The sequence below is a fragment of the Butyrivibrio sp. LC3010 genome (assembly GCF_000424385.1).
GTDB lineage: Bacteria > Bacillota > Clostridia > Lachnospirales > Lachnospiraceae > Butyrivibrio.
Genome location: NZ_AUJU01000028.1, coordinates 41,476 through 54,112 on the forward strand (window position 1 = coordinate 41,476; position 12,637 = coordinate 54,112).

Consider the following 12,637-nt stretch of genomic DNA (forward strand, 5'->3'; position numbering starts at 1 on the left):
ACCCGTTTGGATTAGGGAGCATTTTCACTATACTTTTACAGAATATCATTTGGATTCTGTATTATTCCTTTTATAGTTTCAGGCTTATAACAGTTGTCCTCTGTTTACTATATGTTTAATATTATAATCCTTATCCATAAGAATGAGATTTGCATATTTTCCTACTTCTATACTTCCGTAGTCAGCGTCTATCCCGATAGATTTTGCAGGGTTTTCAGAAGCTGCCCTGACAGCCGTTTCAAGAGAAATTCCCATGTTTTTCACAGCATTCTTCATACAATCAAAAAGATTTGTAACTGACCCTGCAATAACATCGGGCTTATCTGTTAAAACTGCCTTATTTCCAATCACAGTAACCTTTTGCCCGCCAAGCTGATACTCTCCGTCTGGAAGGCCTGTTGCCTCCATGGAATCTGAGATTAGAATCATCTTATCCTCAGGAAATGCATTGAAGGCAAACCTTACCATTGCAGGATGTACATGAATACCGTCAGCGATAAGTTCAGCCTCTGCTTTGCATTCGATAGCAGCAGCTATTGGACCGGGATTCCTATGATTTAAACCAGGCATTGCATTAAAAAGATGTGTCATATGACCGGCTCCATTTTGGAAGGCTTTAATTGCCGTGTCATAATCGCTACAGGTATGTGCCAGTGAAATCTTAACATCACTTGAATGTTCTTTGATAAACTCCATACTTCCCTGAAGCTCAGGAGCTATGTCTACCAGCTTAAATAAATCTCCGCTTTTTTCCTGCAGTCTTCTAAACATATCTATATCAGGGAGCTGCAGATAATCAGGATTCTGGGCTCCTATCTTATCAGGACTGATAAACGGCCCTTCCATGTTTATGCCTACAAGATCAGCCCTCTTAATGTTATCCGGTGTAGTTCTGTCGCTTTCAATCCTTTCTTTATAACTTTTGGCATTTAAAGCCACATTACTTAAAACTTCCTCAGGAAAGGTCATGGTTGCAGGGCATATCGCAAGTACTCCATTTTGGGCTTCGTACTCTGCAATCTCCTCAAGCCCCTTCTTATCTCCGTCGCAGAAGTCATGTCCCACTGCTCCGTGAAAATGGATATCCACAAGTCCCGGAATTGCCAAAAGCCCCTTTGCATCAAGCTCTGTCTCATCGCCTGATGTCTCTGAAATCCTCTGATCCTTCGTAAAAATATCCTTCTCTTCAAATATATGATCTTTGGTATATACTAAAGCACCTGATATTTTCATCCTGCCTCCTCAATGCATTATTCAGTGTAATTACGCTTTGATCCTCAAATTGTCAAATCTTGGAAAACGCCGCTTCATCACCGATTATTGTAAAATCAGGGTGCATCTGCAGAATTGACGCAGGAATTTCAGGAGTCACTCTTCCAAATAATGCTTTTTTCACTATATCAGCCTTACCTTCACCGTTTACAACCATCAGCACCTTCCTGGCCTGCATTATCGATTTAACACCCATAGTATATGCCTGTCTGGGCATTTCTTCCTCTCCGAAAAATTTCTGGTTTGAATCGATAGTACTCTGGTTCAGATCAACGCAGTGTGTCAGAAGTTCAAACGCCTCACCAGGTTCGTTGAAACCTATATGCCCGTCTGTTCCGATTCCAAGGAGCTGTAAATCTATTCCACCTGCTCTTTTTATAATCTCCTCATATTCTTTGCAAACCTCTTCACTGTTAAGGTTGCTTCCATCCGGTACATGAATGTTAACCTCCGGAATATTTACATGATTGAAAAAATTCTCATGCATGAAATACCAATAACTCTGATTATGAGTCTTTGGAAGTCCCCTGTATTCATCAAGGTTTATTGTAGTTACTTCCGAAAAATCAATGTCCCCTTTATTGTACCAATCAATAAGCTGTTTGTATGTTCCAATAGGTGTAGCCCCTGTTGCAAGTCCAAGTACTGCTCCCGGTTTCATAATAACCTGTGCGGATATTATGTTGGCAGCCTTTCTGGACATATCATTGTAATCTTTTGCCCTGATTATTTTCATTAGTCGTACCTCCCCAATCGCTCTGCATATTTTTTAAACAGCTCATAATCGTATCCCCCAAGGTCACTCAGCGGAAGAGCTGCATACATATACATAATGAGTGTTTTTGTAAACTCATCTTCCCCGGCAATTTTTTCTGATATTTCGTCCTTCTTTTGACCAAGTGATTCTTTTCTTTTTTCAAATTCATCTTTAATCTTAATTGCAAGATTATTGTTAATCATCTGGTTCTCTCCGCCTGATTGTCGTTATTACTTCCCAAATCTCTTCAGAAAGTCCTACTCTTTAAAGTGATAATTCAAAAACCTGTGCAATGGCAGCTTCTTCCACCTCATTAACATGTACGTTTAAGCCACCGGGAACATTCTCAAATCTCACTTCATTTCCTGAGTATAGATCCTTAACCTTAGCGACCTTTCCTTCATATGGAATGAAAATATCTCTCTTAACTTCCATGTTTTCATCCGGATACTGCTTTATTGCATATACCTTTTTCTCTTTTGCTTTTTGGGTAAAGCATACGTCTTCTTTCTTGTAAGGCGCACAAACTCTTGTGCCATATATAGCTTCTCCATATTTTGAAAGCCATTTTCCTATGTTTTTCATGGCTTTAAGAGCGCCCTCAGGAATACGTCCGTCAGGCTGCGGTCCTACATTAAGTGCAAGATTTCCACCCTTTGCAACGATATTTGTAAGAAGAGTTATGATTTCCCTGTCACTCTTATATTTATCTTCATATTTGAATGAAAAGGATGTGCCCATGGTTATGCAACTCTCCCATGGAATATTTAGTGGTTCATCAGGAACACACTGCTCCGGAGTAACATAGTTTTCATATTTTCCGCCAACAGTTCTGTCTACGCTAAGCACTCCGGGATGGCTCTTCCTTATTTCATCCATAAGATTTCCAAGATGAATATCTTCTCCTTCTTTTTCGCATACCCAGCCTGCATCGAACCAAAATGCATCTATTGGTCCGTAATTATCGGCAAGCTCTTTAACCTGATTATGGGTATACTTTTCAAAGCTTTCCCACTTTTCAGGATGCTTTTCAATGTCATAAGATGGGCCTCTCCAGGTCTTATCTCCCTTTTCGTAGCCGGTGCACCAATAATCCGGACAGTGCCAGTCGGCTTTTGAAAAATATGCTGTAATTCCTATTCCCTCATTTCTCATTTCATTGAAAAGATGCTTTAAAATATCTGCTCTTTTATTTGTGTTAAAGGGACAGTCTTTTCCCGTAATTTTATAATCTGTGTAAGCTGTGTCCCACATGCAGAAACCATCATGGTGCTTCGTCGTGAAAATGAAATACTTAAACCCTGCTTCTTTTGCTGCCTTTGCCCAATCCTTTGGAACAAATCTTATTGGATTAAAAGTCTTATTAAGATCAAAGTACTGCTTTTTAAATTCTTCTCCGTCTGCCCAGTCAATTTCTGTCCTTGACCAGTCTCCATCCTCGTCAGATAAAGCCCATGATTCCACAACACCTATCTGTGAATAGGGTCCCCAATGCATCATCAGTGCAAATTTCTGATCTCTGAACCACTCAAGTTTTTCCTTTACTTTCTCGTCTTCAGGCCAGACATAGCTTTCCTCAGTGCTGTAGTTATGGACGCCGTTTTCTACTACTTCTTTATTTTCGTTATCGCTCATGATATTCCTCATTTCTCATTATCTAAAATAACTTAATTGCACAGTCCATAATAATCCAGCACAAAAAGTGCAAACAATGAATTGGACCAGGCAAACCAGTCCCTTGTATACTTGGATGGATCATCTTTATGGAAGCCTTCGTGCATATAAAGTGTTCCTGCATCTGTAGAAGTCAACATGGAAAGAAGTTCTTTCCTCTCATTCTCATCTGCACTGGTAAGCCCCTGCATTGAAAGAGCTATATGCCATATAAAATCCTTCGGTGTATGTGGTGATCCTATACCTTTTGCAGCCTTTCCTTCATAGAAATATGGATTATTGCTGCTAAGCACATCTGCTCTGGTGCGCAAATATACAGGATCTTTTCTATCTATATCTGTTATCCATGGAATCGATAAAAGGCTTGGAACATTTGCATCATCCATCCTGTTTACATTTCCATGCCCATCAGTTTCATATACATATATAGTTTCACCATTTTCATTTTTAATAAATGCATGTTCCTTAATTGCAGCTTCAAGCTTTTCTCTGATTATTACCGCTGCCTTTTTCATGTTTTCATCACTTATTCTATCTGCAATCCTTTCCATGTAAGTAAGTACTTCCCTGGCAAAAAGATTTGAAGGAATAAGATATCCATACTTGCATGCGTCATCACTTGGTCTGAACCCTGACCATATAAGTCCGCATGTTGCAACAGGTTCTCCTTTTCCGCCATTTGTAAGTGTATCTGAGGGCGGACAGTTATCTCTTTCAAAAAAGTACGCCGACTTCTCTGTATGATTCTGTTCAGTTTCCATAACTTCCAGAATCTTCGCAAGTCCTCTTTTTACCTCTTCGTCAAGAATACTTTCATCCTCTGTGATTTCAAGATATTGATTCAAAAGGCGAACAGGATAGCACAGAGAATCAAGCTCATACTTTCTCTCCCAATCCCATGGATTGTCATCAGTTCTGTCCTTAGCCCAGCATCTTCCATTCGCCTCTGTATTAAATGCATTCGCATAAGGGTCTATGCATATCTGTTCAAACTGTTTCTTGATGACTCCCTTTACAAGATCCTTTATAGGTTCACAACCGTCCTCCATCATAAACGGTGCATAGTGACATACCTGAGCACTACTGTCCCTAAGCCACATAGCCTCAATGTCTCCGGTGATAAGGAACACCTTTTTGTCATCCAGACACTGCATCGTTGTTTCAGCAGTATTTACAAAACATTTTTTAAACATTTCACAGAGTCTGTCATCTGCGCCTTTTTCCCTTATTTTTTCGCCAAGCTCATCTGAAAGTTTTCTTACTGCTGCTATTATTTCTTTTTCTTTTTTATCATCTCTTATATAGCTCATTCCATCACCTCGTATATTCCTACAAACTTAAGTGTAATGTAATCTCTTGCATCCTTTATCTTTATAACAATTCAATCAGTACATCATTCTATAAATCAAACTTCCAGGTTATTCTCTTTTGCCCAGTTAACAAGTCTGTCAACAGTTGTAAATGCAAGTCCTGTCACGGTATCTGCACAACCATAGTAAATAGCTATTCTTCCTGTAGCTGCATCGCTAAGTGCTGCACAGGGGAATACTACGTTTGGTACATCACCCGTAAGTTCATAAATTTCTCTTGGTGCAAGAATATAGTACTTTGATCTGTACTTAACCTTCCATGGCTCATCCTTATCAAGAATTGCACAACCCATGCGATATACAAAACCGTTACATGTATTAAGCACACCATGATAAATCAGAAGCCATCCTTCATCAGTCTCAATCGGAACAGGTCCGGGACCGATTTTTGTTGACTGCCATGCAGATGCGTCGCCGCCAAAGGTTCCCATTACATATCTGTGATGTCCCCAGTATTCAAGATCGGGACTCTGGCTATAGAAAATATCTCCAAAAGGTGTGTGTCCGGTATCAGAAGGTCTGCTAAGCATTGCATATTTGCCATTTATTTTTCTTGGGAAAAGAACTCCGTTTCTGTTATAAGGAAGGAATGCATTTTCAAGCTGAACAAATGTCTTGAAATCGTATGTATAGGCGATTCCGATAGTAGGTCCGTGATAGCCGTTGCACCATGTTACATAATATCTGTCCTCAATGAATACAACTCTTGGGTCATATCTGTACTGTCTCTTAGCTATTTCACCGTCCTCGCAGACAAACTGGATCGGCTCGTGATTTATCTCCCAGTGGATGCCGTCCTTACTGAATCCGGCGAAAATATCCATGCTTATAGCCAGTGAATCGCATCTGAACACTCCCGCAAAACCATCCTCAAAAGGCACTGCAGCGCTGTTAAATATACTGTTTGAAGTAGGAATTTCATTCCTGCCTATTATCGGGTTTTCTGAATATCTCCATACAGGTCCCTTCTCATTTTCAGGACATTCCTGCCATGGAATATTCTTAAGCTCTTTTCCGATTATTTTACTCATAATAAACTCCCTCCGTGTTTATAAAATTTAAGTACTATTTGATGATCAAATTAACATTTTGCTCTCTAAGAATATCCGCACACTGATAAAAGATCTCTTCCACGCGATATAATTCACTTTCTCTCGATGTAATTCTCCATATTTTCTTATAGTGATACATCCATGTTTCAATTTCTGCGGCTATCCTTACGCATTCATCATGGTTCTGAGCCTTGTCAAACAGTTTGCATCCAAGCTGATAAAGTGCTCTGCACATAAGCTTTTGACCTTCTGCAAATAGCAGTAATCTATTAATTAACGCTTTTCCCTCATCGTTAACGCCAGTAATAAGGAGTCTTAGATCATCCAGCTTTTCATCGATACGCTTATTATTTTCTGCAGGTTCATTTACTTTAAGCCGGCCATAGAACTCTTTTGCTTCCTGTGCTGCAGGTCTGTTACGAATAAGTTCTATAAATTGAACCAGTTGATCCCAGCTGTTGCCCTCAAGCATTCCTATGTCTCTGGCAACGCTCATTAGTTCCTCTTCACGATCCCCATAATACAGCCTTGATATTTGTCTGTTTATCTCAGTTTCTTCGCTAACGCCTGACCAGGAAAAAGCTGCGCCGTAAATAAGTCCCGGTATTGAGAAAAGCGGATCCTGTAAATGTCCATAATCGCCCCAATCTGTATTCAGGAGACCTTCCGCATGATACTTCCCTGCATATTCACACATGATAGATATGTTTCTGTATGCCATCTCAAAATGATTAATAAAATGCCTCCAGCCATGGACCCCGGGACAGAGATACTGTCTTACAGGAACATCGGCAAGTTTTCTGGTATTATCCTCTTTCTCGCAGTCACTGTAGCCCCAGTTAAGGCAGATTACATCCTTGGGAAGCAGCTTTGCATACTCAGGAAATCCCACGATTATATCTCCCCAGAACATTGGCTTTTTGCCCTTATTTATGCAATACTCCATGATTCTGTTTACATAATCCACATAAACCTTTCCTACACCTTCCCTGTCTGCAAGCTCTTTACTCTTACCTTTTCCAAGATCAAAGGTCTCATCTGCACATATATTTACATAATCGCTTCTAAATAACGGAAGGAATTCATCAAGCACCTTTTTAACAAATTCAAAGGATTTTTCATTTGTCACATCCAGGGTATGATGCTGCATTCTCTGATCAAAAGAGAACTCGCTGTCTCTTGGATCATCAAGCTCACACAGCTCCTCAAAAGTTTTTGTTCTAAGCACCTTATAGAGATGTCCAAAGGTTGAAATCGAAGGAATGAGTTCTATTCCAAGTTTTGCGCAGTATTCATCAAGCTCCAGAATATCTTCAGCAGTCAGCGGGGTATCATCCCTACAAACTTCAGAAAATCCTTTAAACAAAAATGAATGCTCTACATATAGCTGAAGCTGATTCAGTTTAAAATAGCTGCAAAGATCTGCCAGCTTTTTATATGAAGAAAGCTTCTGTATTCTTCCCCTTGATGCATCATGATAAAACCCTCTGTTAGAAAGTACTGGCTTATCTGAGATTTCACAGGCAGGAATCAAAGCGCCACCTAACGCTATCAATTGCCTGAATGTAGCGACACCATATAAGAGTCCTCTCTTTGTTCTCGCCTTTACAATTACTTTGTCATCACTAATGTTAAGACTATATCCTTCCTCTTCTTTTATATCATCAGACCTATCGAGTATTATTACCTTTGAAACATCTTCTTCACTTGCACTTCTGGTAATCTCAAGCCTGATTCCAAGCTTGTCCTCTATATAACCCTTAAGTATTAAAGCGCTGTTATAATCCGAAGAATCTGTGCTTTCAAGAAGAACAATTTTTGTATCATAAGAAATTCTGAATTGCCCTTCTACCTCCTTTATTTCAACCGGTCTTGGTATCAAATACTCAAATGTGTTTTTCTTATAACTCATCTTTAACCCTCCTTTAAAACGCCTTCATTTATTAACGTTCTTGCTATTTCCTTTCCCTGATCCATAAGAATAACCTCATATTTCTTTGCTTTAGTGGAAAGCTTCATTTCATAGTCATAAAATGTAAAATCTCCGACTGTAAGTTCCATCTCAATTTCTGCCTCTTCTCCAGGCATTATTCGGTATCTCTTGAATTTTTTAAGCTCAAGTTCTCTTGCAGTAACAAGTCCTCCATGCCGTCTTATATACAACTGCGGAACTGCGCAGACCTCTATATTTCCTTCATTTTTGACCTTTAGTTTTGCCCTGAGAACCACTTCACCAAGCTCCTCATTGGCTTCTTTTCTTTTAACCGTTTCATTCCCAGGATCATAAATCTTTGAAGAAAGCTCTTTTACTTGTTTAAACAGGACAGCCTTATAGGAAATATCAGCATACATAAGTCCCTCTCCAAAGCTGTAGGCCGCCTTTTTCTCCAGATCACAGTATTTCATTCCGTCATAGGATGACTTGAAATTGTAATAGACAGGAAGCTGACCTGAACTTACAGGAAGCGATGCAGACAATCTACCCACAGGACTTATCTCTCCTTTTATAATTCTTGCAATCGCATCTCCGCCATATGGTCCTGGGTAAAACGAGTAAAGAAAGGCATCGCTTATTTGAGATACTTCAGAAACAGCATACGGTCTTCCTGCAACGCAAACCGTTATTACCGGTATTTTTCCACCTAATTCCTGTCTGATGAATTTAGCCTCTTTTGAACCAACATCAATATCTGCCCTGTCCATTCCTTCACCGCATTCCATACTCCCGCCTTTTGAGATTGCAGCACCGTTTTTATCAAATTCTGCTCCGGAATATCTGGAGGAGCTTCCTCCTGTAACAAAGACCAAAATATCGTACTCATTTATTTCTTCTGTCAGTTTTTTCTTATCTTCAGGCGAATTAAAATCAAACTCATCTACAGCATCATTTCCATACGTCCTCTTTAACCCCTGTAATATTGTTACCATCTCCTCCGGACATCTTGGAGGTGTGTAATCACCCATTAGCGCATATCCTGAGTCTGCATTTTCTCCCAGCACCGCTATCTTTTTTGCTTTTTTTGCAGGCAAAATAGCAGACGTGTTTTTTAGCATTACTACAGATTCCTCAGCCATTTTGGTCGATAGTTTGTCTATTCCGTAGGATTTCTCAGACTCCATATTTTTAGACATATACGGATTCTCAAACAGCCCTCTTTCAAACTTCAAAAGTAAAACAGGGAGTACCGCTTCATCTATATCCTTTTCAGATATGATTCCTCTCTCCACTGCCTGAACCAGCTCTGTAAACCCTTTATCCCATAGGCTTATGTTCACACCACTCTTCAAAGCCAGTGCTCCACTCTCAACATTATCATCAGTAACCTTATCAAGACTATCTATGGCAAAACCATCCGCCATGACCACTCCCTTAAAGCCCATCTCTTTCCTAAGGACATCTTTAAGAAGATGAGAATTGGCATGGCAGTATATTCCATCTATCTCGTTATAAGCTGCCATTATTCCGTCACATCCTGCTTTTACAGCAGCCCCGGTAGATGGCAGGTGTATCTCACGTAGTTCCCTTTCACCGATTCTTGCCGCACTGGCATTAACTCCGCCCGTACCTTCACCCTGTGCACAAAAATGCTTGGCAACAACACCTGTTCCACTTTTCTTCATACCCTTTACTGCAGCAAAAGCCATTTTTGAAGACAGCACAGGATCCTCAGAATAGCATTCTTCACACCTACCCCATCTGGGATCCCTTAAAACATCCAGCATGGACATAAGAGCCAGGTCCACATGTCCGTCAGATAACTGTCGTCCGCATGCTTCATATGCATCTTCAAGCAGTTTTTCATCAAACGTGCATCCTGCTGCTGTGTTTACAGGAAGTATTCCTCCCCCAAGAGCCTGATGTCCATGAGGGCATTCCGTCGACATAAGTGCAGGAATCCTAAGCCTTGAATGCTCTATAACATATCTCTGAACGGTGTTATATGCATCCATACTTTTATCCGGAGTTATTCCGTTTTCCTCAGTTCTTCCGGACCAGGGATCTGCTCTGTAAAGGCCATATAAAGTGCCAATGCCTCCCCATTTCTCCACTTCATCTTTAAATTCCTGACTGAGAACAAAATTCTCTCCTTCATATTCATATATTGAAAAACCATAAAGCCTTTGATTTAACTGCCCTGCTTTTTCATTTAGTGTCATTTTTGATAAAAGATCCATCGCACGGTCCAAAGGTGCTTTTTGGGGATCAAGATATACCGCTTCGTTTCCCATTCTGCGTTTATCCTCCATATCATCCTGAATGTTTAATAACGTTTATACCATGATTAACACCTGTTAAAGCCAATCCATTTACATTCTAACTTTTTTTAAAAATTTTTCCTAGTGCAAAAGTCAATTTTATACGTTATATATGCACTTTGACGTTTTTAGTCCCTCGTTTTTATGTATGTAAACAAAATGTTAATTTATATTAAATCTAAATTGCTTTTGTTTGTTTTTTGATGATATAATTTCCCATAATAAACTTCTCAATAATAATGGTCGTAATAATATGAAACCCTTAACAAGTTTATAGAAATAATTATAAGGAGTATGTAATGATCAACAAAAACACATTAAGGATTCCCTTCCCAAGAGTTCCTTTTAATCCACCAGTCTATGCCTGCACAAAAGCAGATTCTGCCCCCGTGCTTGATGGCGATCTTGATAAAGAATTCTGGAAAGACGCTCCGTATACCGATCTTTTCAAAGAAAATCAAGGACATAAATACCGGAAAGCCGCTTTCCGAGGACAATTGGGTATGGTCTCCCACAGGTGTAATAAACATTCATTATCCGGAGCTATGGGGGTTTGTATTTTTCTGTGATGATAAGTCCGATACCCCGGTAATTCCCGAGACAGAACTTATCAAATGGGAACTTAGAAAAATATATTATGCTGAAAATGCTTTTTTTGATAAAAAAGGATATTATACTGATGATAAGGAATTAATAAGCACTATCGTCAAAGACTGTTCCCGCTGCGAAAAAGAATCTGAAATAAAGCTTGATGATTACGAACTTACAGTTACTCCTACTTTCTTTGAAGCATCAGCCTTTACAAGCGATTATGAAAAAGCTGTCAGAATTTATGCCGATGGCAAAACGATAGCTTTACCTGTAAATAAGTCGAGGGTATAGAAATGAAAAAAGTAACAATTCAAGACATTGCAGACGCACTTGGAATATCAAGAGTTTCTGTCTGGAAAGTTTTTACAGGCAGAGAAGGCGTCTCAGATGACCTTAGGAGTAAAATAATATCTAAGGCGATTGAAATGGGCTACAACATGCCTACCGGTTTTTTTGACAGCGACGGTTCATTACCGGAAGCCCCGCAGGCGACTATTTCCGTTGCGGTATCAAGGCCGGAAACATCTGTATTCTGGGTTAACATGATACACGAAATAGCAAGAGAAGCTTCCAATTCAAACGCAAATGTTATGTACACCTATCTCCCAAAAGATGCGTCATCAGACTATGAACTTCCTTCATCTCTCTCAGATGGCAGCACACAGGCCGTGGTAGTCCTTAATGTATATGACAAGAATCTTATCAAAAAGTTAAGTGAACTTCCTATTCCAAAAGTTTTCATGGATACCATTGCATATTATCCATTTGAAAGTTTAAATGGTGATCTGGTTCTTATCGAGGGTAGATCATCAGTCTCCCAGATAACCAACCACATTATCTCACAGGGTAAAAGCAGAATCGGTTTCATTGGTGATATCAATTATGCCCAAACCAACTTTGAGCGTTACTACGGCTACAAAGAAGCAATGAAAAGCAGTAATTTGGAAATAGATGGAAATATTTGCCTGACAAGCCCCATTGGAGCAGACACCTATAAAGAAGAAATATCTTCTTTCCTTAACGGAATAAGCAACATGCCCGAAGCTTTTGTCTGCGCAAGTGATTTTGTCGCTAACATCGTTTGCAACATCCTGTCTGAAAAGGGTTATTCCATACCGGATGACATCATGGTTTCAGGCTTTGATAATCAATCAGACATAAACTATCCCGTTCCTCTTACCACAGCAAATGTAAGTAGTGAAAATTTTGGTTTAAGGCTTGCAAAACAGGCTCTCTACAGAATCCAGCACCCCAAGGCAAATCGTGAACTGATTTACATCTGTCCCGAGGTTATTTTCAGGGATTCAACAAAATCAAAAAAGAGACCCCAGCGAGGACACTAATATCTCTGTTTTTGTCCTATGTGGTCATTTGACCAGTTTTCTATAAACCTGATAAATCTTCATACCTTTTCCTTGATAATGTTCCTGCTCTTACGTTTGCCGATATAAACGGTGATCTTTTGCTAATTGAAGGATACCATTCCACTTATAATATTACTGAGTCGGTAGTAAAAAAGGCATTAGAGAAATTGGATTTATCGGTGATATTCATTACGCAAGAACAAACATGGACAGATATAAAGGCTTTTGTGAATGTCTCAAAGTCTATGATATTGAAAAGCAGGATAAATTTTGTTTAACTACCCCATTTGATATATATTC

The 12,637-nt window shown here is 39.5% G+C and carries 10 protein-coding genes; 2 read left to right on the forward strand and 8 right to left on the reverse strand.

The features are described from left to right. Positions 1 to 84 precede the first annotated feature (84 nt). From nagA to G622_RS0116545, 8 genes are all read right to left on the reverse strand, one after another. On the reverse strand, positions 85 to 1,233 hold the full coding sequence (nagA, locus tag G622_RS0116510; protein WP_026511622.1) for an N-acetylglucosamine-6-phosphate deacetylase: 1,149 nt from the start codon (positions 1,231 to 1,233) through the stop codon (positions 85 to 87). Positions 1,234 to 1,285: 52 nt separating this feature from the next. Further along, entirely contained in the window at positions 1,286 to 2,008 is a 723-nt protein-coding gene (nagB, locus tag G622_RS0116515) for a glucosamine-6-phosphate deaminase (protein ID WP_026511623.1), read from the reverse strand. Then, the gene (locus tag G622_RS0116520) at positions 2,008 to 2,232 is read right to left on the reverse strand and encodes a hypothetical protein (RefSeq protein ID WP_026511624.1); all 225 of its coding nucleotides are present in this window, start codon (positions 2,230 to 2,232) and stop codon (positions 2,008 to 2,010) included. Before G622_RS0116520 ends, nagB begins: the two co-directional genes overlap by 1 nt. A 61-nt stretch (positions 2,233 to 2,293) precedes the next feature. Continuing rightward, a complete protein-coding gene (locus tag G622_RS0116525; protein ID WP_026511625.1) occupies positions 2,294 to 3,664 on the reverse strand; it encodes an alpha-L-fucosidase in 1,371 nt (456 codons plus the stop codon). A 32-nt stretch (positions 3,665 to 3,696) separates the two neighbouring features. Continuing rightward, a complete protein-coding gene (locus G622_RS0116530; protein WP_026511626.1) occupies positions 3,697 to 5,013 on the reverse strand; it encodes a glycoside hydrolase family 125 protein in 1,317 nt (438 codons plus the stop codon). A gap of 95 nt (positions 5,014 to 5,108) precedes the next feature. After that, positions 5,109 to 6,104 (reverse strand): glycoside hydrolase family 130 protein, encoded by a 996-nt coding sequence (locus G622_RS0116535; RefSeq protein WP_026511627.1) that lies wholly within the window; start codon positions 6,102 to 6,104, stop codon positions 5,109 to 5,111. 34 nt (positions 6,105 to 6,138) lie between these two features. Further along, on the reverse strand, positions 6,139 to 8,037 hold the full coding sequence (locus G622_RS0116540; protein ID WP_026511628.1) for a glycoside hydrolase family 20 zincin-like fold domain-containing protein: 1,899 nt from the start codon (positions 8,035 to 8,037) through the stop codon (positions 6,139 to 6,141). A 2-nt stretch (positions 8,038 to 8,039) separates the two neighbouring features. After that, positions 8,040 to 10,355: a glycoside hydrolase family 3 protein gene (locus G622_RS0116545; RefSeq protein WP_026511629.1), complete on the reverse strand. Its 2,316-nt coding sequence runs from the start codon at positions 10,353 to 10,355 to the stop codon at positions 8,040 to 8,042. Positions 10,356 to 10,787: 432 nt separating this feature from the next. On the opposite strand from G622_RS0116545, the gene G622_RS23345 reads away from it, so the two are divergent. Both G622_RS23345 and G622_RS23350 read left to right on the forward strand, forming a co-directional pair. Continuing rightward, complete coding sequence (locus G622_RS23345; protein WP_155831533.1) at positions 10,788 to 11,264, forward strand: hypothetical protein; 477 nt, start codon at positions 10,788 to 10,790, stop codon at positions 11,262 to 11,264. 2 nt (positions 11,265 to 11,266) lie between these two features. Then, the gene (locus G622_RS23350; protein WP_044957919.1) at positions 11,267 to 12,316 is read left to right on the forward strand and encodes a LacI family DNA-binding transcriptional regulator; all 1,050 of its coding nucleotides are present in this window, start codon (positions 11,267 to 11,269) and stop codon (positions 12,314 to 12,316) included. The last annotated feature ends 321 nt before the right edge of the window (positions 12,317 to 12,637 follow it).

Bases quoted from the DNA above. Each gene is read 5' to 3' on its own strand.
- nagA (WP_026511622.1), bottom strand. From the start codon at position 1,233: ATGAAAATATCAGGTGCTTTAGTATATACCAAAGATCATATATTTGAA.
- nagB (WP_026511623.1), bottom strand. From the start codon at position 2,008: ATGAAAATAATCAGGGCAAAAGATTACAATGATATGTCCAGAAAGGCT.
- G622_RS0116520 (WP_026511624.1), bottom strand. From the start codon at position 2,232: ATGATTAACAATAATCTTGCAATTAAGATTAAAGATGAATTTGAAAAA.
- G622_RS0116525 (WP_026511625.1), bottom strand. From the start codon at position 3,664: ATGAGCGATAACGAAAATAAAGAAGTAGTAGAAAACGGCGTCCATAAC.
- G622_RS0116530 (WP_026511626.1), bottom strand. From the start codon at position 5,013: ATGAGCTATATAAGAGATGATAAAAAAGAAAAAGAAATAATAGCAGCA.
- G622_RS0116535 (WP_026511627.1), bottom strand. From the start codon at position 6,104: ATGAGTAAAATAATCGGAAAAGAGCTTAAGAATATTCCATGGCAGGAA.
- G622_RS0116540 (WP_026511628.1), bottom strand. From the start codon at position 8,037: ATGAGTTATAAGAAAAACACATTTGAGTATTTGATACCAAGACCGGTT.
- G622_RS0116545 (WP_026511629.1), bottom strand. From the start codon at position 10,355: ATGGGAAACGAAGCGGTATATCTTGATCCCCAAAAAGCACCTTTGGAC.
- G622_RS23350 (WP_044957919.1), top strand. From the start codon at position 11,267: ATGAAAAAAGTAACAATTCAAGACATTGCAGACGCACTTGGAATATCA.